The organism is Blattabacterium cuenoti (genome assembly GCF_014251775.1).
Classification (GTDB): domain Bacteria; phylum Bacteroidota; class Bacteroidia; order Flavobacteriales; family Blattabacteriaceae; genus Blattabacterium; species Blattabacterium cuenoti_H.
The window spans coordinates 272,077-296,353 of the sequence record NZ_CP059199.1 but is presented as its reverse complement, the minus strand read 5'-3'; the positions used below and the strand labels follow the sequence as shown (position 1 = coordinate 296,353).

23 protein-coding genes and 2 tRNA genes are annotated in these 24,277 nt (G+C 23.9%); 16 read left to right on the top strand and 9 right to left on the bottom strand.

Annotated elements, in window-relative coordinates:
- Positions 1 to 35: 35 nt before the first annotated feature.
- Both trxA and H0H58_RS01440 read left to right on the top strand, forming a co-directional pair.
- Positions 36 to 383, top strand: coding sequence for a thioredoxin (trxA, locus tag H0H58_RS01445; RefSeq protein WP_185864800.1), 348 nt, complete (start codon positions 36 to 38; stop codon positions 381 to 383).
- A tRNA-Asp gene (locus H0H58_RS01440) sits at positions 361 to 434 on the top strand. Before trxA ends, H0H58_RS01440 begins: the two co-directional genes overlap by 23 nt.
- On the opposite strand, the gene ribB is transcribed toward H0H58_RS01440, so the two are convergent.
- Positions 416 to 1,069 (bottom strand): 3,4-dihydroxy-2-butanone-4-phosphate synthase, encoded by a 654-nt coding sequence (gene ribB, locus H0H58_RS01435; protein ID WP_238785115.1) that lies wholly within the window; start codon positions 1,067 to 1,069, stop codon positions 416 to 418. The genes H0H58_RS01440 and ribB overlap by 19 nt on opposite strands.
- 58 nt (positions 1,070 to 1,127) lie before the next feature.
- A complete protein-coding gene (locus H0H58_RS01430) occupies positions 1,128 to 2,984 on the bottom strand; it encodes a DNA translocase FtsK 4TM domain-containing protein (RefSeq protein ID WP_185864799.1) in 1,857 nt (618 codons plus the stop codon).
- Positions 2,985 to 3,066: 82 nt separating this feature from the next.
- Here H0H58_RS01430 and nadD point away from each other — a divergent pair, with 82 nt between their 5' ends.
- Positions 3,067 to 3,639 (top strand): nicotinate (nicotinamide) nucleotide adenylyltransferase, encoded by a 573-nt coding sequence (gene nadD / locus H0H58_RS01425; protein ID WP_185864798.1) that lies wholly within the window; start codon positions 3,067 to 3,069, stop codon positions 3,637 to 3,639.
- Here nadD and H0H58_RS01420 read toward each other — a convergent pair.
- On the bottom strand, positions 3,630 to 4,535 hold the full coding sequence (locus tag H0H58_RS01420; protein ID WP_185864797.1) for a 5'-3' exonuclease: 906 nt from the start codon (positions 4,533 to 4,535) through the stop codon (positions 3,630 to 3,632). The genes nadD and H0H58_RS01420 overlap by 10 nt on opposite strands.
- A gap of 55 nt (positions 4,536 to 4,590) precedes the next feature.
- On the opposite strand from H0H58_RS01420, the gene metG reads away from it, so the two are divergent.
- Positions 4,591 to 6,264: a methionine--tRNA ligase gene (gene metG / locus H0H58_RS01415; RefSeq protein WP_185864796.1), complete on the top strand. Its 1,674-nt coding sequence runs from the start codon at positions 4,591 to 4,593 to the stop codon at positions 6,262 to 6,264.
- Positions 6,265 to 6,284: 20 nt separating this feature from the next.
- Here the strand turns inward: metG and H0H58_RS01410 are convergent.
- From H0H58_RS01410 to H0H58_RS01390, 5 genes are all read right to left on the bottom strand, one after another.
- Positions 6,285 to 6,370 (bottom strand) — tRNA-Ser (locus tag H0H58_RS01410).
- Positions 6,371 to 6,388: 18 nt separating this feature from the next.
- A complete protein-coding gene (gene lysA / locus H0H58_RS01405; RefSeq protein ID WP_185864795.1) occupies positions 6,389 to 7,621 on the bottom strand; it encodes a diaminopimelate decarboxylase in 1,233 nt (410 codons plus the stop codon).
- Positions 7,622 to 7,624: 3 nt separating this feature from the next.
- Positions 7,625 to 10,027 (bottom strand): endopeptidase La, encoded by a 2,403-nt coding sequence (lon, locus tag H0H58_RS01400; protein ID WP_185864794.1) that lies wholly within the window; start codon positions 10,025 to 10,027, stop codon positions 7,625 to 7,627.
- A gap of 156 nt (positions 10,028 to 10,183) precedes the next feature.
- The gene (gene ligA, locus H0H58_RS01395) at positions 10,184 to 12,190 is read right to left on the bottom strand and encodes an NAD-dependent DNA ligase LigA (protein WP_185864793.1); all 2,007 of its coding nucleotides are present in this window, start codon (positions 12,188 to 12,190) and stop codon (positions 10,184 to 10,186) included.
- Positions 12,191 to 12,201: 11 nt separating this feature from the next.
- On the bottom strand, positions 12,202 to 12,906 hold the full coding sequence (locus tag H0H58_RS01390) for a N5-glutamine methyltransferase family protein (protein ID WP_238785113.1): 705 nt from the start codon (positions 12,904 to 12,906) through the stop codon (positions 12,202 to 12,204).
- Positions 12,907 to 13,145: 239 nt separating this feature from the next.
- On the opposite strand from H0H58_RS01390, the gene mnmE reads away from it, so the two are divergent.
- The 5 genes from mnmE to rplI are packed head-to-tail and all read left to right on the top strand — an operon-like array spanning position 13,146 to position 17,284.
- Positions 13,146 to 14,555: a tRNA uridine-5-carboxymethylaminomethyl(34) synthesis GTPase MnmE gene (mnmE, locus tag H0H58_RS01385; protein ID WP_185864792.1), complete on the top strand. Its 1,410-nt coding sequence runs from the start codon at positions 13,146 to 13,148 to the stop codon at positions 14,553 to 14,555.
- A gap of 11 nt (positions 14,556 to 14,566) precedes the next feature.
- Positions 14,567 to 16,105, top strand: coding sequence for a glutamate--tRNA ligase (gene gltX, locus H0H58_RS01380; protein ID WP_185865255.1), 1,539 nt, complete (start codon positions 14,567 to 14,569; stop codon positions 16,103 to 16,105).
- 29 nt (positions 16,106 to 16,134) lie between these two features.
- The gene (rpsF, locus tag H0H58_RS01375) at positions 16,135 to 16,485 is read left to right on the top strand and encodes a 30S ribosomal protein S6 (RefSeq protein ID WP_185865254.1); all 351 of its coding nucleotides are present in this window, start codon (positions 16,135 to 16,137) and stop codon (positions 16,483 to 16,485) included.
- Between the two features lie 4 nt (positions 16,486 to 16,489).
- Positions 16,490 to 16,819 carry a 30S ribosomal protein S18 gene (gene rpsR, locus H0H58_RS01370; RefSeq protein ID WP_394798745.1) on the top strand — a complete coding sequence of 110 codons (330 nt, stop codon included), beginning with the start codon at positions 16,490 to 16,492 and terminating at the stop codon, positions 16,817 to 16,819.
- 12 nt (positions 16,820 to 16,831) lie between these two features.
- Positions 16,832 to 17,284: a 50S ribosomal protein L9 gene (gene rplI, locus H0H58_RS01365; RefSeq protein ID WP_185865252.1), complete on the top strand. Its 453-nt coding sequence runs from the start codon at positions 16,832 to 16,834 to the stop codon at positions 17,282 to 17,284.
- Between the two features lie 14 nt (positions 17,285 to 17,298).
- Here rplI and H0H58_RS01360 read toward each other — a convergent pair whose 3' ends face one another.
- Positions 17,299 to 17,469 (bottom strand): hypothetical protein, encoded by a 171-nt coding sequence (locus H0H58_RS01360; RefSeq protein WP_185865251.1) that lies wholly within the window; start codon positions 17,467 to 17,469, stop codon positions 17,299 to 17,301.
- 45 nt (positions 17,470 to 17,514) lie between these two features.
- On the opposite strand from H0H58_RS01360, the gene H0H58_RS01355 reads away from it, so the two are divergent.
- Genes H0H58_RS01355 through rpe form a run of 7 tightly spaced genes read left to right on the top strand, consistent with a single transcriptional unit; the run spans position 17,515 to position 24,260 of the window.
- Positions 17,515 to 18,357 carry a prephenate dehydratase gene (locus H0H58_RS01355; protein ID WP_185865250.1) on the top strand — a complete coding sequence of 281 codons (843 nt, stop codon included), beginning with the start codon at positions 17,515 to 17,517 and terminating at the stop codon, positions 18,355 to 18,357.
- Between the two features lie 2 nt (positions 18,358 to 18,359).
- On the top strand, positions 18,360 to 19,523 hold the full coding sequence (locus H0H58_RS01350) for a pyridoxal phosphate-dependent aminotransferase (RefSeq protein WP_185865279.1): 1,164 nt from the start codon (positions 18,360 to 18,362) through the stop codon (positions 19,521 to 19,523).
- Complete coding sequence (locus H0H58_RS01345) at positions 19,520 to 20,362, top strand: prephenate dehydrogenase/arogenate dehydrogenase family protein (protein ID WP_185865249.1); 843 nt, start codon at positions 19,520 to 19,522, stop codon at positions 20,360 to 20,362. Before H0H58_RS01350 ends, H0H58_RS01345 begins: the two co-directional genes overlap by 4 nt.
- Before the next feature lie 31 nt (positions 20,363 to 20,393).
- Entirely contained in the window at positions 20,394 to 21,476 is a 1,083-nt protein-coding gene (locus H0H58_RS01340; RefSeq protein ID WP_185865248.1) for a bifunctional 3-deoxy-7-phosphoheptulonate synthase/chorismate mutase type II, read from the top strand.
- Positions 21,477 to 21,487: 11 nt separating this feature from the next.
- On the top strand, positions 21,488 to 22,741 hold the full coding sequence (gene metK / locus H0H58_RS01335) for a methionine adenosyltransferase (RefSeq protein ID WP_185865247.1): 1,254 nt from the start codon (positions 21,488 to 21,490) through the stop codon (positions 22,739 to 22,741).
- 9 nt (positions 22,742 to 22,750) lie between these two features.
- The gene (locus H0H58_RS01330) at positions 22,751 to 23,557 is read left to right on the top strand and encodes an enoyl-ACP reductase FabI (protein WP_185865246.1); all 807 of its coding nucleotides are present in this window, start codon (positions 22,751 to 22,753) and stop codon (positions 23,555 to 23,557) included.
- Positions 23,558 to 23,609: 52 nt separating this feature from the next.
- The gene (gene rpe, locus H0H58_RS01325; protein ID WP_185865245.1) at positions 23,610 to 24,260 is read left to right on the top strand and encodes a ribulose-phosphate 3-epimerase; all 651 of its coding nucleotides are present in this window, start codon (positions 23,610 to 23,612) and stop codon (positions 24,258 to 24,260) included.
- The last annotated feature ends 17 nt before the right edge of the window (positions 24,261 to 24,277 follow it).

The window sequence follows — 24,277 nt, the reverse complement described above, 5'->3', positions numbered from 1 at the left end:
GGTAAATTTGTTTTATTGTTTTTTTCATATAAAATATGTTACAAGAAATTAACGATACTGATTTTGATAAATTGGTAGTACATTCCAAGTCCAATAAACCTATTTTAGTAGATTTTTGGGCCCCATGGTGTGCTCCTTGTAGATCTCTTTCTATTTTATTAGAAGAGATATTTTTAGAATATAAAAAAAAATCGTTATTTTTTAAATTAAATGTTGATAATAATCCTAAATCTTCTTCTAAGTATAATATAAGAAGTATTCCGACTATTATTTTTTTTAAAAATGGTATAAAAAAAGATATCCATATTGGAATAGCATCTAAAGAATCTATTCAAAATAAATTGGATGGTTTGATTGATGGGTCTGGTAGTTCAGTTGGTTAGAATACATGCCTGTCACGCATGGGGTCGCGGGTTCAAGTCCCGTCCAGACCGCTATATTTTTTATATTTTATGATATCTTCTATTGATAGAATTTTCATATTCAATTTTTTTGCTAACTTTATAAGTTTTGGCCATCTAGCCATAGATCCATCTGTATTTAATATTTCAACTAAAACTCCACCCGGACTACATCCAGCCATTTTAGTTAAATCTATAGCAGCTTCTGTATGTCCAGGTCTTTCTAAGACACCACCTTTTTTTGCACGTAATGGAAAAATATGTCCTGGTTTATTAAATAAATCAGGATTTTTTTCATTTACCAGTGCCAATATTGTTTTTGCTCGATCATGAACAGAAATTCCAGTACTGACACCATATCCACGTAAATCTACAGAAACTGTAAAAGCGGTTTTGTTTGGGTCTGTATTATTTTTTACCATCATTTTCAGTTTTAGCTGATCACATTTTTCCTCTGTTAAAGAGACACAAACTAACCCACGACCATGAGTGATAAAAAAATTAACAATGCTGGGAGTTATTTTTTCAGCTGCAACTATAAAATCTCCTTCATTTTCTCTATTTTTATCATCAACTACAATAATAACTTTTCCTTTTTTTATATCGTTGATTGCTTTTTCAACATTAGATAAACTTTTAAAGTTTTTATGGGGATAAAAAATAATCATATTTAATATTTTTTTACTTTTTTATAAGTTAACTTATAACTGAACTTACGCTACTTTATTATTTATTTTTACCAGGATTTGGTAAAAAATATTCTTTTTTTTTATTACAGTATCTATTGTAATAATTGACAATTTTTTGAATGTATGATGAATCTATAAAAGGACATTGTAAACGGATTATTTCATTTTTATTGGAAAATAATAAATCTCCTTTTCCTACTAATTTTTCAGCCCCCGTACAGTCTAGTATAGTTATAGAATCTATTTTAGATCCTACTTTAAATGCAATTCTTGCAGTAAAATTAGATTTTATTAATCCAGTAATAACATCTACTGATGGACGTTGTGTAGCGATAATTAAATGTATCCCTACGGCTCTAGCTAGTTGAGCTAAACGGATTAGATACTTTTCAATTATTTTTGTTTTTTTAGATTTATATGACAATATATCTGCGAATTCATCAATCATTAATATTATATAAGGTAATTTTGATTTATTTTTGCATTCTTTTTTATTATATTCTATTATATTTCTTACTTTGTATCGTTCTAAAATGTTATATCTTTTTTCCATTTCCTTACATAAGGAATCCAGTATGTTTTCTATTTCATCTAAATCTGATATTACATTATTTCCTGTATAGTTTGGAAACATTGCAAAATAATATTTTGATATTTTTTTGTATATAGATAGTTCAACTTTTTTTGGATCAATCAAAATAAATTTTATTTCTTCTGGATTTTTATTATATAATAGAAAAATTATTATTGCATTTAATCCTACAGATTTCCCCTGTCCAGTGGATCCTGCTATAAGTAAATGAGGCATTTCTGTTAAATCTACTATAAAGTTTTCATTAAAAATTGTTTTTCCTAATGATATAGGTAGTTCCATACTACAACTTTTTTTTTTATTTTCTTCTGAAAAAAGAATATCATTGATATGTACAATATGACGTTTTTTATTAGGAATTTCTATTCCTATAGTACTTTTTCCAGGTATCGGAGCTATAATTCTTATAGATTGAGCCGATAAATTCAAAGCAATTTCCCTTTCTAAATTTTTTATTTTAGATATACGAACTCCTATATGAGGAGATATTTCATACAAAATAATTGTAGGACCTATTATAGCATTTATTTGAGATATTTTTATTTGATAATAGTTAAGAATTTTAATTATTTTTTTTTTATTGAATTCTACATTTTTTTCTATATCTAATAATTTTATTGTATTTTTTTTATGTTTTATTATTGGATAACTTATACGATAATCATCATTATAATTGAAAACTATTTTTTTTTTATAATTTTTCATTTTTAAATTTTTTAGAAATGAAAAATTTTGGAACAATATTTTTCTATATCTTATTTTTTTTTCTATGTTAGAATAGATAATGTTGATATAAACGATCATACTTATTATAAGGATGATATAAGATCCTATTGTTCCGAATAAATAAACGAATAAATTACCTATTTCAAATCCAAAAACTCCGCAAAATACACCTCCTTCATTTGGAATAATAAAATACGAAGTTATAGGAATCCAAATGCTTAAAAATATAAAATTATATGTAATGGATTTGTAAAAATTGTTTATTATAAATTTTTTTTGAATTAAAATTATTAATCCAGTTATAAACAATAAAATTGGTATAAATATAGCACTAATTCCTATCCCATAATAAATAAAATAATGAGAAATAATAGCTCCAATTTTTCCTAGTAAATTTTCTGTTATTGTTTCTTTTGACAAAAAATTTATTATTTGACTTTGATCATTTTCCCAATGAAAAAAAAATGATAAAAAACTTAGACTAAAAAAAATACTTGTCCCTAATAAAAAAAAACTAATAATAATATTTTTTATATTTTCTCTTTTATTTTTTATAGATGATTTATATTTTTTCATTATTCATTTATTTAATTCTATTATTATTTATTACTCAATAAAAGATATATTAACATAAACATAACTTTTTATTATATTTATTATGAAAATAATACTTTATTTTGGGTCATTTAACCCGATTCATTTGGGTCATATTATTATTGCTAATTATATTGTAGAATTTTTAGAAAATATAAAATATGTTTGGTTTGTAGTTTCACCCCAAAATCCATTTAAGAAATGTCTTCTGGACTATGAAATTAGAGAAAAATTTGTACGTATAGCTGTATCTAATTTTAGAAAGATGAATGTATTAGATATTGAATCAGGATTTTATCCTTCTTATACTATTCATACTTTAAATCGTATTAAAGAAAAATATCCTACTATTAAATTTTCTCTTCTTTTTGGAAAAGATGTTATTGATTCTATCAAAAAATGGAAAAATTATAAGATTATTTTAAATGAATATGATATATTCGTTTATCCTAGGATAGGAAAATTTTCTATTCCTGTATTCAAAATAAATAAAAAAATAACTTATTTAAAAAACGCACCTATTATTGAAATATCCTCTTCTTTTATTCGTGGTTCAATAAAATTAGGAAAAAACGTTCAATCTATGCTTAATCCAGAAGTATGGAATTATATTAATAAACATAATATCTATAAATAATAGTTATTGTTTTTTTTATAGTACTGATATACTTTTTTTAATAATCTACGGAATTCTAGTTCTTCAAATATTTTTTGTATAGAATATAATGTTGGTTTTTTTATATAAAAATCCTTTTCATTGAAGTTAAAATATGGAATATTAGTATGAATAGTAATTAATTGTTTAAATAATAACCCCATTTTTTTATATGATCGAATTTTTTCTCCAATTTTTTTATCTAATTGGTTAATGGAATTAAATAATTCTTCAATACTTCCAAATTTTTTTAAAAATTTTTTTGCATTTTTTTCTCCTATTCCAGGTAATCCAGGAATATTATCAGAATAATCTCCCATCATACTCCATAAATCTATAACCTGTTTTGGATGATCAATTCCAAATTTATTTTTAACATCGTTTATTTCTAATATTTTTTTTGGATTTCCTTTAAAAGGTGGAAAATAAACTTTAATATTATTTGTTACTAATTGCAAGAAATCCTTATCTAAAGAAATAATATAAACAATATATCCTTTATTTTCAGCTTTATGAGAAATAGTTCCGATAATATCATCCGCTTCATATCCATGATTGGAATAAATAAATAAAATTTTAAAAGCTTTTAAAATTTTTAGAATATAAGGAATAGCTATTTGAATAGCTATTGGAGTTTTTTTTCTATTTGCTTTATATTTTTCATATTTTTTTTTTCGAAAATTTTCTTGATTACTATCAAAAATAACTGCCATATAATTGGAATTTTCTTCCATTAATAAATCCATCAATAAATACATAAATTTTATAATAGGTGAAGTATTCAGTCCAAAAGATGTCAAAAGTGGATTTTTATTATAGGCATAATAACTTTGATAAATAATAGAAAATGCATCTATTAAAAATAATTTTTTTTTCATAACATAATTTAAATTGATATATGTATAATTCCTTAAATTATTATTTTTTTTGTATATGAAAAAAATTAGTAAATATATAGTTACAGCGGCTTTACCATATGCAAATGGCCCCATTCATATTGGTCATTTAGCTGGAGTTTATTTACCTGCGGATATTTTTGTTCGTTTTCTTAGGAGAAATCAAAAAGATGTTATTTTTATATCTGGATCAGATGAACATGGAGTCCCTATTTCAATACAGGCTAAAAAAGAAAAAAAGACTCCTAAAGAAATCATCAATAAGTATCATTCTATGATTAGAGATTGTTTTAAAAATTTTGGAATAATATTTGATAATTATTCAAGAACTTCAAAAAAAATTCATTATCAAACTTCTATTTCTTTTTTCAAAGAATTTCGTAAAAAAAAAAAAATATTTGAAAAAATATCTGATCAATATTACGATAATAAATATGAACAATTTCTAGCAGATCGATTTATATCTGGAACCTGTCCTAATTGTAAAAAAGAAGATGCTTATGGAGACCAATGTGAAAATTGCGGAATTTCATTAGAACCTAATGATTTGATTAATCCTAAATCTACTATAAGTGGTAGTACTCCTATATTAAAAAAAACAAAACATTGGTATTTTCCTTTAAATCATTATCAAGATTTTTTGAAAAATTGGATTTTAATTAATCATAAAAAAGATTGGAAAATAAATGTTTATGGACAAGCTAAATCTTGGTTAGATCAAGGACTAAAATCTAGAGCAATAACTAGAGATTTAAATTGGGGAATTCCTGTCCCTTATAGAAAAGGAAAAGTTTTATATGTTTGGTTTGAAGCTCCTATCGGTTATATTTCTTCTACTATAGAATGGTCTAATCGGAATCAAACTAATTGGTGCAGTTATTGGAAAGACAATGACACTAAATTGATTCAATTTATTGGAAAAGATAATATTATATTTCATTCTATAATTTTTCCAGTTATTTTAAAAGCATACAATAAAGGATATATTTTACCCCATCAAGTATTAGCTAATGAATTTCTTAATTTAGAAAATAAAAAAATATCTACTTCTAAAAATTGGGCTGTTTGGGGCCATGAATATTTAAAAGATTTTCCAAATCAACAAGATACATTACGTTATGTTTTGATAAGAAATATGCCAGAAAAAAAAGATACTAATTTTAGTTGGAAAAATTTTCAAATAAAAAATAATACAGAGTTAGTTTCTATATTAGGAAATTTTGTGAATAGATGCATGACTATGGTAAAAAAATATAATAATAAAATAGTTCCTAAACCCGAATTTTTTTATGAAAATGATAAAAATATTCTAAAAAAAGTTAGAGATTGTCCAAAAAAAATAGGAAAATTTATAGAATCTTTTAGATTTAAAGACTCCATAAAATGTTTTATGGATTTAGCTAGAATGGGTAACAAATATTTAACTGATGAAAAACCATGGAAGGAAAATAAAAAAAAACGTATCAATACTATTTTGTATGTATCCATGCAAATTACTGCAATGTTAGCTCAGATATCAGAACTTTTTATTCCTTTTATATCCAAAAAACTATTAAATATGCTTCGTTTAAAATTACTTTTTTGGAATCAAATTGAAAATACAGAAAACATAATATATCCTGGACATATTTTAGGAAAAAAAGAATTACTCTTTAGTAAGATAGAAAATGAAAGTATAGAAAAACAACTAAAAAAATTAAAAAATATATAAAATTAATTTTTTTAAAAAAACGGAGAGAGAGGGATTCGAACCCCCGGAGGCAACAAACCTCAACGGTTTTCAAGACCGCCGCAATTAACCACTCTGCCATCTCTCCATAGATTATACAACATATTCAAGAAATTGGAATTTCAATTATATTTTTTAAAAGATCTTGCATAGTTTCCCTTTTTCTTATTAAAAAATCTTTTCCATTCAAAAGCATCACTTCAGATGGTCTATAACGGGAGTTATAATTAGATGACATAGAAAAACAATAAGCACCTGCATTTTTAATACATAAAATATCTCCTTCATGAATTTCAGAAATTTTTCTATTGAATCCAAAGGTATCAGATTCACAAATATAACCTACCACTGTGTACAACCTAAAACATCCATTTGGATTAGAAATATTCTCTATGCAATGATATGCATCATAGAACATAGGCCTAATAAAATGATTAAATCCTGAATCTACTCCAGCAAATACAGTAGAAGTAGTATGTTTGATTACATTTACACTTACTAAAAAATATCCAGATTCACTAACTAAAAATTTTCCTGGTTCAAATATTAAAGTAATAAAATTTTTATTTATATAATTTTGGAAAAAATTATTGAATTCATTGGTTATTATTTTACTCAACGAATAAAGATCTGTTTTTATATCTTCTTTTTTATATGGCACTTTAAATCCACTTCCTAAATCAATATAATCAATTTTAGGAAATTCTATAGCTATTTGAAAGAGAATTTTTGCTCCTTCTAAAAAATATTTAGGATCTGATATATCAGATCCAGTATGCATATGAAATCCTTCAACTTTTAATCCAGTATTTTTTAATATTCTTTTTACATGAGGAATTTGATAATGAGAAATCCCAAATTTAGAATCAATATGACCTACTGAAATTTTTTTATTTCCTCCCGCCATTATATGAGGATTTATTCTTATTCCTATAGAATAATTAGGAAAGTGATATCCAAATTGTTCTAATATCGATAAATTATCTAGATTAATTCTAACTCCTAGTTCTACAGCTTTTTTTATCTCTTGAATAGAAACACAATTAGGAGTAAATATAATTTTTTTTGGATTAAATCCTGCTTTTAATCCTATTTCTATTTCTTGGATAGAAACTGTATCTAATCCACTTCCTAAAGTATGAAATAATTTTAATATATTTAGATTGGTATTTGCTTTACAAGCATAATTTATTATCAGTTTTTTTATTCCACTAAAAGAATTTACCATTTTTTGGTATTGTTTTTTTATTTTATAAGAATCATATATATATAGTGGAGTTCCGTATTTTTTTGCTAATTTAATTAGATATTCATTGTATTTTTTTTTTTGTTGATTCATTTGTTACAATAGAGATATATTAATTACATCATTCATATTTTTTACATAATCAAAAGTTAATCCTTTTAAATGTTCTGGTTTAATCTCCTCTACATCTTTTTTATTTGCATATGATAGAATAATTTCTTGAATATTAGCTCTTTTAGCCGCTAATATCTTTTCTTGAATCCCTCCTACAGGTAATACTGCTCCTCTTAGAGTTATCTCTCCAGTCATTGCTAAATAAGGTTTTAATTTTCTATTGGTATAGCATGAAACCATTGAAGTTAACATTGTTATTCCAGCTGAAGGTCCATCTTTAGGAACTGCACCTTCAGGTACGTGAATATGTACATTTTTTTCTTCAAACATTTTAGGATCTATATTAAATTCTTTATAATGAGCCTTAATATATTGTAAAGCTATTGTAGCAGATTCTTTCATAATTTCTCCTAAATTTCCAGTAATACTTAAATCACCACTTCCTTGAGATAAAATAGATTCTATATATAGTATATCACCTCCAAAATTAGTCCAAGCTAGACCAGTAACTACTCCAGGCGTATTATTACCTTCATAAATACTAGGTTTTTTTGGAGATCCTAATATGCTTTCTATCTTTTCAATATTCATACGTTTGGTATATTTTTTATCCATAGCGATATTCTTAGCTACATAACGTGTTAATTTTGCAATTTTTTTTTCCAAAGATCTCAATCCAGATTCTCTAGTATAATTTTCAATAATATTTTTGATCTGTTTAATTCCTAGAATTAAATCAGATTTTTTTAAACCGTTTTCTTTTAATTGTTTAGGTACTATATGTTTTTTTGCTATTTTAGATTTTTCTTCTAATGTATATCCGTTGATATTTACAATCTCCATTCTATCTAGTAATGCATGTGGAATATGTGAAATACTATTTGCAGTAGCTATAAATAAAACTTTTGATAAATCATATCCTATTTCTAAAAAATTATCATAAAACGATGTATTTTGTTCAGGATCTAATACCTCTAACATAGCGGATGCCGGATCACCATTGGGACCTATTACCATTTTATCAATTTCATCAATTACAAAAACAGGATTAGAGGTCCCTATTTTTCTAATCGATTGTAATAATCTTCCCGGCATAGCACCAATGTAAGTTCTTCTATGACCACGAATTTCGGATTCATCATGCATTCCTCCTACAGAAATACGAACATATTTTCTTTTAATAGCAGTTGCTATAGATTTTCCTAATGAAGTTTTTCCAACCCCAGGTGGTCCATAAAAACATAAAATAGGTGAACGCATATCTTTTCTCAACTTTAATACGGCTAAATATTCTATAATTCTTACTTTTATTTTTTCTAAACCATAATGATCTCTATCCAATATTTTTTGTGCATATTCTAAATCGAAATTATCTGTTGAACATTTTTCCCAAGGTAAATCGATCATGAATTCTAAATAATTCCTTTGTACCGTATATTCAGGCATTTGTGGAGTAGTTCTTTGCATTTTTAAGAATTCTCTATTAAATTGTTCTTTTGCTTCTTGAGACCATTTTTTTTGAGAAGCTTTAATACGCATTTCTTCAAATTCTTTTTCATAAGAAATATCCCCTAACTCCTCTTGGATGGCTTTAATTTGTTGGTGTAAAAAATATTCTCTTTGTTGTTGATCCATATCATTTCTAACACGGGATTGTATATCATTTTTTAATTGAATTTGCTGATGTTCTTTATTTAAAAAGCGCAATTCCTCCATTGCTCTTTTTTTTAAATCATCATATTCTAATAATTTTTGTTTATCCCTAGTATTTAAGTTCATATTAGCCGCTACAAAGTTTATTAGAAAAGATGGACTTTCAATATTTCGTATGGCAATACTAGCTTCTGATGGTATATTTGGATTATCTTGAACTATTTTTATAGAAATTTCTTTTATTGAATCTACTAAAGCAATATATTCTTTATCCTTACAAGAAGGTTTTTTTTCTTCTAAAGCAATTATTTCAGCTTTGAAATATGGATGATTTTGTGTAAAACGATTAACTTTAAATCGTTTTTTTCCTTGTAAAATAACAGTAGTATTTCCATCAGGCATTTTTAATAATTTTAGTATTTTAGCTACGGTCCCAATAGAATATAAATCCTTTTCTAAAACTTTTTCAATTCCAGGATTTTTTTGAGTTAATACTCCTACTGTTTTATCCGATTCATAGGCATCTTGTAATAATCGAATCGATCCACTTCTTCCTGCTATGATTGGAAAAACAATACCAGAATATAAAACCATATTTCTTACTGTTAATATACCTAACTGTTTAGGAATATCATCTTTTAGTAGCTGATCTTCTTCATCTTGATTCATTAATGGAATGAATTCAGCTTCAGATTCGAATCCAGATTCGGAAAATATATTTTTTAGTAACATAAAAAAAAAATAGATTTTATATTTAAACGATGCAAATGGCAATTATTATGCTATTGATTTTTTTTGAATGATTATAATCACCACTTTAATATTTTTATTTTTAAATATACTGTTTTCTATATGAAAAAAAAAACCATTACAACATAATGATTTTTTTCAAATACTCCCTTCTTTTTTAAGAATTTTTTTAAATTCTTTTTCTGTTAATCTTTGTATTTGAATTTTTTCAAAACTTTTTTTTAATTTTGATCCAAAATTTTTTCCAACTATTAAAAAATCAATATCTTTATTCAGATTATTATAGACTTTTCCTCCTAATGATTCTACTATATTTTTTGCTCTACGACGAGTCATGTAAGGTAATTTTCCTGTAAAAACAATGGATTTTCCCATTAGAAAAGAATAATGGTTTATTTTTTTTGATTGTTTAGAAAAATTTAATCCATGTTGCATTAGTTCTTTAATGATTTTTCTATTTTCTAAAATAGAAAAATAAAGAATAATATTTTTTGCTATTTTTTCTCCTATTCCAGATATAGAAATTAAATTTTTGTAATCTGCATTCATCAAAGAGTCAATATCATTAAAATATTCAGTAAGTTTTTTAGAAAAATTTTCACCAATATTACGGATTCCTAAAGAATATAATACTCTATGATAAGGATTTATTTTAGATTTTTTTATATTATCTATTATACTGAAAGCTAATTTTTCGTTTATTCCAATTATTTTTGTTAAATCACTTTTTTTTAATCTAAATAAATCAGGTATTTTTTTCAAAAAACCTTTTTCATAAAGTTTTTGTATAGTATTAATCCCAATTTTTTTTATGTTCATACCATTTACACTCACAAAATGAGCAAATTTCATGATTATTTTAGAATAACAATTATTATTGATACAATAAAATAATTTTTTTTTATTGATTAATAAACTATTGCATGATGGACATTTTTTTAAAAATTTAATTGGAGATGTATCATTTAATCTTTTTGATTTGTTTATTTCTTTAATTATTGGGATAATATCCCCTCCTTTTTCTAAAAAAATTATATCTCCATGGCAAATTCCTTTTTTTTGAATAAAAAAATTATTATAAAAATTTACCTTTTTTATTGTAGTTCCAGATATATTAACAGGATTAACCTGTGCTACAGGAGTAATTACTCCTGTACGCCCCACTTGATATTTTATATTTAATAACTTAGTTTCTAATGGGGTTTGCTTGAATTTATAAGCGATGGCCCATTTGGGATATTTATTAGTATATCCTGCTATTAATTGTTTTTTACATTCATTAATTTTAATAACTATTCCATCTATTTGATAAGGTAAATTATATCTATATTTTTCCCATTTTTTTACAAAAAAAAATACTTCTTCTAACCTTTTAAAAATCCTAGCTGTATTAGGAATTATAAAACCAAAATTTTTCATCTCCTCCAAAGCTTGATATTGTGTGATAAAATTTTTACCAATGATTTGAAATGCTACAAATGATAATTTAATTTTACGTATTTTATTGATATCTTTAGTTTTAATTAATCCACTAACTGTATTTCTTGGATTTGAATATAATTTTTTTCCATATTTTAAACGGATTTTATTTATATCTATAAATTTTTTTTTGGGAATAAAAATTTCGCCTCTTATTTCTAAATAATTAGTAATTTTTTCTCCTTCTCCTTTTAATTTTAAAGGAATAGATTTTATATGTCTAATATTATTTGTAACATTTTCTCCAGTTTCTCCATTACCTCTAGTCACGGCATATGCTAAAATTCCTTTTTTATAAATTAAGTTTATGGATACTCCATCATATTTTAATTCACAAATGAAAGAAAAATTTTTTAATGATTTTTTAATTTTTTTATTCCAGTCTATCAAATCATCTATAGAATATGCATTTTTAAGAGAATACATTTTATATTTATAATTTTTTGAATTTTCAATAACTTCAGTACCTATTTTTATAGTAGGAGAATTTGAATCATATAATTCAGGATATTGTTTTTCTAAATTTATTAATTCTCTCAATTTTTTATCGAAAATAAAATCAGGGACTTCAGAAAAATTTAGATTATAATATTTATAGTTGTAATCCAATATTTCTTTCCTTAAAATTGAAATTTTTTGGATGATTTTTTTATCTATTTTTTTCATTTCTATTCTAATTACTTTCCTTTATATTCTGCAGAAATCATTCTAAATAAACCTTGAAAATCTTTCTTTATTTTTATATTTATAAAACCTAATCTTTTTAAGAAAAAAATTATTTCTAAATAATATAATTGGTTTATTTCAAAATAAACGTAAACCATTCCAATAAAATTATTTATAATCCATAATGAAATTTTTTTATAAAATATTATTGGATCTTCATCTGGTACAAATAAAGCATGATGTGGTTCATATTGAATAATAGGATGTAAGAATTTTTTGTGAGATTTTTTGACATAAGGTGGATTGCTAACTATGATATTAATGAAATTTTTTTCTATAATTGATTTAGGTATTAAATTTATGTTATTTAGAATATCCAATTTTATAAAGGTAAGTTCTACATGATTTAATATTGCATTTTTATAGGCATTTTTAATAGCTGTTTTAGAAAAATCTATAGCATAAATTTTTCTGATTTGAGGTATTTTTTGTTTTAAAGTTATACCAATACATCCACTACCTGTACATAAATCAAATACCTGTAATTTTTTATGAATATTAATATGATTTTTAATAATCCAATATACCAACTCTTCGGTTTCTGGTCTAGGAATAAATACATTTTCTTGAATGAAAAATTTTATTCCAAAAAAATAAGTTTTTCCAATCACATATTGAATGGGTTTATTATTTTTTAATTCCCATAATTTTTTCAATAATTTTTTATAAAAAAAAAATCTATATTTTTATTTTGAATCATTTTTATTATTAAAGTAGTCTTATCACATTTTAATACATCAGTAGCTAGTAGAAAAAATATATTCTCCAATTCTCTGTTGCTTTTATATAATTTTTTTAATTTTTTTTTAAAAAAATGATAAAATTGGCAAATAGATTTCATAAATAAAATTTGTATTTTTAAATTTAGCTATAATTTTTTTTTATAAAAAAAAACATGTTCGATGATGCCACCATTGTTGCTATAGCAACTCCTTCTATAGGTACTAGTGCAATTTCTATTATTCGTATTTCTGGAAAAAGATCAATAGCTATTGTTGAAGATATTTTTCATTCTGTAAAAATTGGAAAAAAATTAGGAAAACAATCAACACATACAATTCATTTAGGTTATATAAATGATATTAATAAAATTAATAAAAATGTTATTGATCAAGTAATGGTATCTATTTTTAGATCTCCTTATTCTTATACTGGAGAAAACATGATTGAAATTTATTGTCATGGATCATATTATATACAAGAAAGAATATTACGATTATTGATGGATAAAGGAATGCGTATAGCAAAACCTGGAGAATTTACATTACGTGCTTTTATGAATAAAAAGTTAGATTTAACACAAGCTGAAGCTATTGCAGATTTGATTACTTCAGAAAGTAAAATATCTCATGATATATCTTTACAACAAGTTAAAGGGTCTTTAAATAAAGAAATTAAAAAATTAAAAAATAATTTGTTAAATTTTCTATCTTTATTAGAATTAGAATTAGAATTTTCGGAAGAACATTTACTTGCTACAAAGCATAATTACAAAAAAATGAATTTTTCTCTACAGAAAATAAAAGATAAATTACAAGTTTTAATTGAATCTTTTTTATTAGGAAATGCTATAAAAAAAGGAATTAATGTAGTAATAATTGGAAATCCTAATGTAGGAAAATCAACTTTTTTTAATAAAGTTATTCAAGAAGATAGATCAATAGTTTCCTCTACAATAGGAACAACTAGAGATTTTATAGAAGGAACTATTGTTTCGAATGGAATACTTTTTCGTTTTTTTGATACAGCAGGTATACGGAAATCTAATGATTCCGTTGAAATTTTAGGATTAAAAAAAACAGTAGAAAAAATAGAAGAATCTTCGATAATTTTTTATTTATTTAATTCATCTATTGGAAAAATAGAACAGAAAAAATTGGTGAATTATATTTTTAGATTATACAAGAAATATCCTAAAAAAATTATATTCGTAATAGCTAATAAATCAGATATTGTTTATTTTAAAGATTTTTATAATATGAAATATAAATTTTCCTATTTTTTTGAAATTTCTGCGAAAAATAATATTGGAATTAAGGATTTGATTCATGTATTAAGTGAGATTTTTATTAAAAAATTGAAAGAAAATCAAGTAGTTGTTACACAAATAAGACATTATGAAGCTTTAAAAAATTCTTTAAGAGAAATTTCATTTGCTTTAAATATTTTTAGCAAAAACGGTTCGGAAGATTTAATTTCTATACATATTAAAGAATCGTTATCTTTTTTAAGTGAAATTACTGGTGAAGTAACTAATGAAGATATATTGAATAATATTTTTTCTAAATTTTGTATTGGAAAATAATATTTTTTTATATGCCAAGTATTGTACGGGTTCGTTTTGCTCCTAGTCCTACTGGACCACTTCATTTGGGTGGAGTAAGAACAGCATTATATAATTATCTTTTTGCTAAAAAAAACAAAGGAACATTTATTCTTAGAATAGAAGATACAGATAAAAAAAGATTTTTATCTATTTCTGAATCTTATATATTAGAAACTTTAAAATGGTGTGGAATAGAACCTGATGAAGGAGTTGGATATGGTGGGCCTTATACCCCTTATTATCAATCTAAAAGAGGACATATTTATCAATTTTATTTAAATGAATTATTAAAAAAAGGAGATGCATATTATGCTTTTGATACCGACTATGAACTTGAAAAAAAAAGAAAAGAATATAAAAAAATAGGATTACATTTTTCTTACGATCATAAAGTTAGAATGAACTTAAGTAATTCATTAACTATGAATAAAGAAAGTTTATATGACAAATTAAAAAATCGGCATCCTTATGTAATTCGATTCAAAGTTAAACCCGGAATTCGTTTAAAAGTATATGATCTTATTAGAGGGAATATAGAAATTAATACAGATTATTTGGATGATAAAATATTATTGAAATCAGATGGAATTCCTACATATCATTTAGCTAATACTATTGATGATCACGTTATGAAAATCACTCATGTTTTAAGAGGAGAAGAATGGATACCTTCTATGTTTTTTCATATTCTTATATATAAATCTTTTGAATGGAAACCTCCTTTATTTGCTCATTTACCTTTAATACTAAAAAATAATGGAAAAGGAAAAATTAGTAAAAGATATGAAAAAAATTCTTTAGATTTTCCTGTTTTACCTATACAATGGAAAGTTCCAAATACTAAAATTTATATTCCAGGATATAGAGAATTAGGATATTTTCCAGAATCTTTTATCAATATGTTAGCATTATTAGGATGGAATCCAGGAAATGATAGAGAAATTTTTTCTTTACAAGAATTAATTGATTTTTTTTCCATAAAAAAAATAACAAAATCAGGAATTTTTTTCGATAAAAATAAAGCTATTTGGTTTAATAAACAATATATAAAATATAACAAAAAAAAAATTTTTATTTTTCTATCAAAAGAATTAAAAAAACGTTTTCTTTTTAATTTTAAAGAAGATTACTTATGGAAAGTAATTAATTTGACAATGGATCGAATTCATTTTGTTAATGAAATTTGGAAACATTCTTTTTATTTTTTCATTCCTCCGAATTCTTATGATGAAGATTTTTTGAAAAAAATATTCTTTTCTAAGAAATATGCTACGAAAGATACAATATCTAGATTAGAAAAAGTAAAAAATATACTTAATAATTCTAGTTCTAAGTTAGAATTAATTAATCAATTAAAATTTTTCATTTCTCAATTAAAAAAATATAATAAAATAACAATGCAATTAGTTAGGTTATCGTTAGTTGGAAGTTTAAAAGGTGTGGATTTATTTTTAATAATAGAAATTTTAGGAAAAAAAGAAAGCATAATTCGTATCGAAAAATTATTAGAAAAAATTAAATTTTTATAATTTTATTTTTAAAATAAATAAAAACTTTTATGCTAAGACATTATGAAAATATTATGATAATTACTCCTATTTTATCAGATGATCAAGCAAGAGAAACCGTAAAAGAATATAAAGATTATTTAATTCAGAAAAAAGGTAAAATAATTCATCAAGAACATTGGGGATTGAAAAAATTAGCTTATCCTATTCATAAAAAACAAAGTGGATGTTATCATTTGTTTGAATTTTTATTAAATTCTGATTTAATTAATTCTTTAGAATTAAAATTAAAACAAGATGAAAGAATATTACGTTTTTTAACAGTTAAATTGAATAAATATGGAATTCAATATGCAGAAATTAGAAGGAAAAAACTGTTTGAAAAAATTGAAAATAAATAATATATTGATTATGGAAGAAAAAATAAAAAATGAAAAAAAGTATAAAAATAATAATAAATCTACATCAACATCAGAAAGTGATTTAAGATATTTATCTCCTATTAAAATAGAGACAAAAATAGAGAAGAAATATTGTTTTTTTAAAAAAAGAAATATTAAATATATAGATTATAAAGATCCTACATTTTTAGTAAAATTTCTTAATGCACAAGGTAAAATACTACCTCGTCGTATCACGGGAACTTTAAAGAAAAATCAAAATAAATTGAATTCCGCGATTAAAAGATGTAGACAAATTGGATTATTGCCATTTATTACAGATGATTTAAGATAAAAAAATAAATTAATGAAAATTATTTTAAAAAAAGATTTAGAAAATTTAGGGTTCTTACATGATGAAATAGATGTAAAACCGGGTTATGCAAGAAATTATTTAATCCCTAGAGGGTTAGCGGTAGAATCTTCTTTAGGATTGTTGAAAAATAATAAGGAAATTTTAAAACAACGTTCTAGAAAAGAAGATTCTTTAATTAAAAAAGCACATAAAATAGAAAAAAAGTTAAAAGATTTAGTTATAAAAATCCCCGTTAAAGTTAGTAAAGATGGAAAATTATTTGGATCTATTAATAATCAATATATTATGAATTTTTTAAGTAAAAAAGGAATTTTTATTGAAAAAAAATTTATTAGAATTCATGGAAAAAAAACGATTAAATCTATAGGAAAATATCAAGCTTCTATTCGGTTACATAGAAAAAAGGAATTTTTATTAGATTTTGAAGTATTAGTAATGAATTAAAAATTGTTATTTATCTAAACTATAATTAAATTTTTAAAAAAATTTAATTTTCTATTGAAAAATAACAAATCATTAATTGATAATATTTTTTCTATTCTATCTTGTCTATATTTATGGAATATTAAATGAAATTTTTTATATTTGTTGTAAAAAATATTCATTAAGTAAACATTAGATTTTTTCATATGGATGATATCTATAATAATAGATAGAATGATTATTTTATTTTCATGAAAATAATAGCAATACAAGGTATAAAAGGATGTTTTCATCATTCTGCTGTTTCCTTATACTTTAAAGGTCATGATTATAGTTTGATGGAATGTTCTTCTTTTAGAGAACTAGCATTTTCTGTTTATAAATCTGATGTAGATTTTGGGGTTATGGCTATAGAAAATACTATTGCTGGGACAATACTCCCCAATTATAGTCTTCTTTCCAAATACAACTTAAAAATTATAGGAGAGATATATATGCAGATTAAACATAATTTAATGGCATATCCAGGACAAAAAATAGAAGAAATATATGAAATTATTTCTCATCCCATGGCACTTTTACAATGTGAATTATTTATAGACTCATATCCATCTATAAGAAAAATATCTGAATATATAGATACAGCTTCTGCTGCAAGATATATTTCTAAAAATAGAAAAAGAGGAATTGCAGCTATTGCATCAGAAAATGCTGCTATAGAATATGGTTTAGAAATTTTACATGAAAATATTCAAACTATAGATAGTAATTTTACAAGATTTTTTGTAATTAATAAATTACCAATTAAGAATAATTATTCGTTTAATAAAGCTTCGCTAAGATTAAAAATTTTACATACTATTGGTAGTTTATCTGAAATATTAAGCTTTATATCAAGTATCGGAATTAATATGACTAAAATTCAATCCATTCCTATCTTGAAAAGACCATGGGAATATTCATTTTATATAGATATTATATTTAGTAATGTTAATAAATATGAAACCATGAAAAAAAGAATAAAAAATATTCCTTGTCTTCACAATTTATCAATTATGGGAGAATATAAAAATGGAGTAAATATTATAAAATAATGATTATAGAAGAATCCGATAGAATCAAAAAAATATCAGAATATTTTTTTTCCATAAAAATGAAGGAGATTCGTGATCTGGAAAAACAAGGAATCAAAATTATTAATTTAGGAATTGGAAATCCTGATCTTCCTCCTCCAAGTGGAGTAATCAATAAGATGAAAAAAGCATCGGAATTAAATTGTGCTAATTCTTATCAAATTTCTATTGGAATCGACGAACTTCGGAATTCTATTTCTAATTGGTATAAAAATATATATGACGTTATTATAGATCCTAATGAAGAAATTTTACCTTTAATAGGATCTAAAGAGGGGATTATGCATATTAGTATGTGTTATTTAAATAAAGGTGATGAAGTACTTATCCCTAACCCAGGATACCCTACCTATTCTTCGATATCAAAATTATTAGGTGCAAATATTATATATTATAATTTATATGAGAAAAATAATTGGTTGCCTAATTTAAAAGTATTAGATTCCATGAATCTTACTAAAGTAAAGATTATGTGGATTAATTATCCTCATATGCCTACAGGAGCAAATATTGATTTAAAAAAATTGGAAGAAATTATTTCTTTAGCAATAAAAAATAATATTTTACTAGTTTATGATAATCCTTATAGTTGCATTACAGAAAAATACTATAATTTTTTAAGTATATTTAATGCAAAAAATTCTAGAAAAATAGCTTTAGAATTAAATTCTTTAAGTAAAAATTATAATATGCCTGGATGGAGAGTGGGGATGGTAATTGGAAATAAAAATTTTATTCGAAATATATTAAAAGTAAAAAGCCAAATGGATTCAGGTATGTATTATCCAATTCAAATGGGTGCAATAGAAGCTATGAAGAATAATAAAACAAAAGATTGGTTTATTATTCTTCATAAAGAATATACTAAACGTAGAAAAATTATATGGGAAATATGTGATTTATTAAATATAAGATATTCAAAAAAAAATAATTCAGGAATTTTTGTTTGGGCTAAATTAAATAATAATGACAATGATATTATGTGGTCCGAAAAAATTTTAAAAAAATACAATATATTTATTACTCCAGGAAGAGTATTTGGGAACAATGGTAAAGGCTATGTTAGGATTTCTATTTGTTGTCCGATAAATATTTTAATAGAAGCTAAAAATAGAATTTCTTTATGAAAATTATTGGAATTATAGGATTAGGATTAATTGGAGGATCAATTGGATTGATTTTAAGAAAATTGAATTTTAAAGTTGTAGGAACAGATTCTAATCATAACAATTCATTAGAAGCACTACAATTAGGAATTGTAGATGAGATTATTACATTTCAAGATTTAATTAAAAAATCTTCAGTTATTATATTATCTATACCGGTAAATAATATAATAAAAATATTACCAATTATCCTTAATAATATTAATAAGAATCAAGTTTTGATAGATACAGGTTCTACTAAATATGATATTTGTAATAGTGTTTATTCTCATCCCAATAGAAGTAGATTTGTAGCAACCCATCCAATTGCTGGTATAGAAAATTCAGGACCGACTTCAGCAAAAGAAGAACTTTTTTATCATAAAAACTGTATTATTTGTGATTATCAACTAAGCGATTCTGATGCATTATTCATTACTAAAAAAATATTTTCTATTATTATGAAAATGAATATTAGTTATATAAATGCTGAAGATCATGATATGTATATATCATATATATCTCATTTACCTCATGTTATATCTTTTTGTTTAGCTAAAACTATTTTAGAAAATTTTTTTTCAAAAGAAAAAATTTTAAAAAAAATGATTGGAAGTAGTTTTTATTCTATTGTACGTTTAGCAAAAAGTAATCCTGAAACATGGATATCTATTTTTTCATCTAATCGTATTAATTTAATTAATACTATTGACTTATATATGAAACAACTAAAATTTTTAAAAAAATCATTGAATAAAAACGATATTTTAAGCATAAAAAAATTATTAAAAGAATCAAATAAAATAAAAAATTTATTATAATAAATATTATGTATAAACTAAATATAATGTAATGGGTATTTTAAATGATAAAATAGACAGATCTTGGATTGATAAATTTGATAAACCATTTATAATATCCGGTCCTTGTAGTGCAGAAAGTGAAAAGCAAATTTTAGACACTGCATATGAATTGGATAAATCTTATGTTCAGGTATTCAGAGCAGGAATTTGGAAACCTAGAACTAAACCAGGAAATTTTGAAGGAATTGGTAAAAATGGATTAAAATGGTTAAATAAAGTTCAGAAATACACAAGATTAATGGTAGCCACAGAAGTGGCAAATGCAGAACATGTAAATTTATGTAAATCTCATGGAATAGATATTTTATGGATAGGAGCAAGAAGTACTACTAGCCCTTTTATCGTTCAAGAAATAGCGGATGCTTTAGAAGGAGATGATCAAATAATTGTTTTAGTAAAAAATCCAATTCATCCCGATATAGAATTATGGCTAGGAGCAATAGAACGTTTATATAAAAAAGGAATTAGAAAATTAGGTTTAATCCATCGTGGTTTTTTTACTTATAAAAGTATTAAATATCGTAATCAACCTAACTGGAAATTAATATTGGATATTAAGAATTATATTCCTAGAATTCCAATTTTATGTGATCCTTCTCATATTTGTGGAAATAAAGATAGGATATTTGATGTTGCAAAAAAATCTTTGAATTATTTTTCGTGTGATGGATTAATGATAGAAAGTCATTGTGATCCTAATCAAGCATGGAGTGATTCTAAACAACAGATCACTCCTAAAGTTTTGTTAAAATTATTAGAAGAAATTTTTATAAAACAAAAACAATCAGAATTAAAATATAAAAAAAATTTATATTCCTTACGAATATTGATAGATGAATTAGATGAAAATCTAATATCAATTTTATCAGAAAGAATGAATATTTCTAAAAAATTAGGTATTTTAAAAAATACATCAGATGTTGATATCTTACAACCAAATAGATGGAAATCGGTAATGGAACAATCTATTAATTTAGGAAAAAATTTAGGATTATCCGAAGATTTTCTAGAAAGAATTTTTAATTTATTACATAAGGAATCTATTAAAATTCAAAATAAAATTAATGAGTAGTTATATAAAAAATGTCTTATTTATTCACTAGTGAATCCGTTTCAGAAGGTCATCCTGATAAAATATCCGATCAAATATCGGATTCTATATTAGATCATTTTTTAGCATTTGATCCTACTTCGAAAGTTGCTATAGAAACTTTAGTAACTACCGGTCAAATTATAGTAGCTGGAGAAGTAAATTCTAAAACTGGGTTGAATATTCAAAGAATATCTCGTAATATTCTTCGAAAAATAGGATATACTAAAAACGAATATAAATTCCATGCAGAATCATGCGGAATTCTAACATCCATTCAAGAACAATCTACAGATTTAATTAAAGGAATTGAGAATGGTAATGGTAATAAAATAACTATTGGAGCAGGAGATCAATGTATTGTATTTGGATATGCAGTTAAAGAATCTGATAATTATATTCCTTTATCTTTAGAATTTTCACATAATCTATTAAAAGAATTATCCAATATTAGAAATGAAGGAAATAAAATGACTTATTTACGTCCAGATTCTAAATCTCAAGTAACTATAGAATATTCTAAAAAAGATATCCCAAAACATGTGAATTCTGTGGTTATTTCTACTCAACATGATGAATTTGATACCAAAGATAACATGCACCGAAAAATAGTTAAAGATGTTAAAAACATATTAATTCCTAGCTTTAAGAATAACTTTTTATCGGATAAAACTAAAAAATTATTTACAGATCGTACTAAATATTACATCAATCCTACAGGAAAATTTATTATTGGAGGTCCTAACGGAGATACTGGAGTAACTGGAAGAAAAATTATTGTGGATACATATGGAGGAAAAGGTTCTCATGGAGGTGGTGCCTTTTCAGGAAAAGATCCATCTAAAATGGATAGATCTGGTGCATATGAAGCAAGACATATAGCCAAAAATATTGTTGCTTCAGGTATTTCAGATGAAATATTAATACAAATATCTTATATTGCAGGAATAGAAGAACCCATCAGTATTTCAGTTAATAATTACGGTAAATCAAAAATCAGTAATGAAATTATTGCATCCAATATAAATAAATTTTTTGATTTAAGACCATGTGCAATAGAAAAAAGATTAAAATTACGTAACCCTATATATGAAGAAACTTCTGTTTATGGACATATGGGGAGAATTCCCAAAAAAAAATCTAAATATTTTTTAGATTTCAAAGGCAATTCTATAAAAAAAGAAGTAGAATTATTTACATGGGAAAAATTAGATTATTTACCAATAATAAATGATATTTTTGAATAAAAAAATTTTATGTCTTATAATCTTCTAAAAGGAAAAAAAGGAATTATATTTGGTGCTTTAGATGAAAATTCCATTGCTTGGAAAGTAGCAGAACGCGCTTATGAAGAAAATGCAACTTTTGTATTAACAAATACTCCGATTTCATTAAGAATGGGAAAAATTCATGATTTATCTAATAAAACCAAATCAATAGTTATTCCAGCTGATGCTACATCTATTTATGATTTAGATATGTTATTTGAAAAAACTTTAGATTTTCTTGGAGGAAAAATAGACTTTTTATTGCATTCCATAGCAATGTCATTAAATATTAGAAAAAAAATAGATTATCCATTTTTAAATTATGATTTTTTAAAAAAAGGTTGGGATATATCTGCTGTTTCTTTTCATAAAATTATGAAAATTGCTTGGAACAAAAATGTCATGAATGAATGGGGATCTATTGTAGCTTTAACCTATATCGCTTCTCATAGAAGTTATCCATTTTATGGAGATATGGCCGATTATAAAGCTTATTTAGAAAGTATTGCTAGAAATTTTGGATATTATTGGGGAAATAAAAAAAAAGTAAGAGTAAATACAGTTTCTCAATCTCCAATTATTACTAGATCTTCTAGAGCAATTAAGGAATTTGATAAATTTTTTACTTTTTCCGAAAAAATGTCACCATTAGGGAATTCCTCAGCAGAGGATTGTGCCAATTATATAATTACATTATTTTCAGATTTAACAAAAAAAGTTACTATGCAAAATTTATATCATGATGGGGGATTTTCAAAAACTGGAATTAGTGAATTATTAATGAAATCAATATAAAATAAATAATAAATAACATAATATCTTTTAATTTCTATTAAATATTAATTATATGAAAAAAATTATAGCTCCATCTTTGTTATCAGCTAATTTAGCTTTTTTATATCGTGATATAGAAATGTTAAATGAAAGTGAAGCCGATTGGTTTCATATAGATATTATGGATTCATCTTTTGTTTCAAATATATCTTTTGGATATTCATTTATCCAATATGTAAAAAAATATGCGTCTAAACCTATAGATGTACATTTAATGATTTCAAAACCGGAACTTTATATAAAACAATGTAAAAATTCTGGAGCTGATCATTTACATGTTCATTATGAAGCATGTATTCATTTAAATAAAACTATATTTTCCATAAAACAATATGGTCTTAAAGTAGGCGTTGCAGTAAATCCACATACTCCTGTTATTCTATTACAAGATATTATTAAAGATATTGATTTTGTTTTATTAATGAGTGTAAATCCAGGTTTTAGTGGGCAAAAATTTATAGATAATACATATAAAAAAATAGAAGACACTAAAAATTTGATTTTAAAAAATAATTCTTATGCTCTGATAGAGGTAGATGGTGGAATTAATTTAGAAAATGCCTACTTTTTATTCAAAAATGGAGCAGATATTATCGTTTCTGGATCAACTATTTTCTCTGATTTAGATCCAAAAAAAATTATACGTAAACTAAAAAAATATTGATAATAATTAATTGATTA

Bases quoted from the DNA above. Each gene is read 5' to 3' on its own strand.
- trxA (WP_185864800.1), top strand. From the start codon at position 36: ATGTTACAAGAAATTAACGATACTGATTTTGATAAATTGGTAGTACAT.
- ribB (WP_238785115.1), bottom strand. From the start codon at position 1,069: ATGATTATTTTTTATCCCCATAAAAACTTTAAAAGTTTATCTAATGTT.
- H0H58_RS01430 (WP_185864799.1), bottom strand. From the start codon at position 2,984: ATGAAAAAATATAAATCATCTATAAAAAATAAAAGAGAAAATATAAAA.
- nadD (WP_185864798.1), top strand. From the start codon at position 3,067: ATGAAAATAATACTTTATTTTGGGTCATTTAACCCGATTCATTTGGGT.
- H0H58_RS01420 (WP_185864797.1), bottom strand. From the start codon at position 4,535: ATGAAAAAAAAATTATTTTTAATAGATGCATTTTCTATTATTTATCAA.
- metG (WP_185864796.1), top strand. From the start codon at position 4,591: ATGAAAAAAATTAGTAAATATATAGTTACAGCGGCTTTACCATATGCA.
- lysA (WP_185864795.1), bottom strand. From the start codon at position 7,621: ATGAATCAACAAAAAAAAAAATACAATGAATATCTAATTAAATTAGCA.
- lon (WP_185864794.1), bottom strand. From the start codon at position 10,027: ATGTTACTAAAAAATATATTTTCCGAATCTGGATTCGAATCTGAAGCT.
- ligA (WP_185864793.1), bottom strand. From the start codon at position 12,190: ATGAAAAAAATAGATAAAAAAATCATCCAAAAAATTTCAATTTTAAGG.
- mnmE (WP_185864792.1), top strand. From the start codon at position 13,146: ATGTTCGATGATGCCACCATTGTTGCTATAGCAACTCCTTCTATAGGT.
- gltX (WP_185865255.1), top strand. From the start codon at position 14,567: ATGCCAAGTATTGTACGGGTTCGTTTTGCTCCTAGTCCTACTGGACCA.
- rpsF (WP_185865254.1), top strand. From the start codon at position 16,135: ATGCTAAGACATTATGAAAATATTATGATAATTACTCCTATTTTATCA.
- rplI (WP_185865252.1), top strand. From the start codon at position 16,832: ATGAAAATTATTTTAAAAAAAGATTTAGAAAATTTAGGGTTCTTACAT.
- H0H58_RS01360 (WP_185865251.1), bottom strand. From the start codon at position 17,469: ATGAAAAAATCTAATGTTTACTTAATGAATATTTTTTACAACAAATAT.
- H0H58_RS01355 (WP_185865250.1), top strand. From the start codon at position 17,515: ATGAAAATAATAGCAATACAAGGTATAAAAGGATGTTTTCATCATTCT.
- H0H58_RS01345 (WP_185865249.1), top strand. From the start codon at position 19,520: ATGAAAATTATTGGAATTATAGGATTAGGATTAATTGGAGGATCAATT.
- H0H58_RS01340 (WP_185865248.1), top strand. From the start codon at position 20,394: ATGGGTATTTTAAATGATAAAATAGACAGATCTTGGATTGATAAATTT.
- metK (WP_185865247.1), top strand. From the start codon at position 21,488: ATGTCTTATTTATTCACTAGTGAATCCGTTTCAGAAGGTCATCCTGAT.
- H0H58_RS01330 (WP_185865246.1), top strand. From the start codon at position 22,751: ATGTCTTATAATCTTCTAAAAGGAAAAAAAGGAATTATATTTGGTGCT.
- rpe (WP_185865245.1), top strand. From the start codon at position 23,610: ATGAAAAAAATTATAGCTCCATCTTTGTTATCAGCTAATTTAGCTTTT.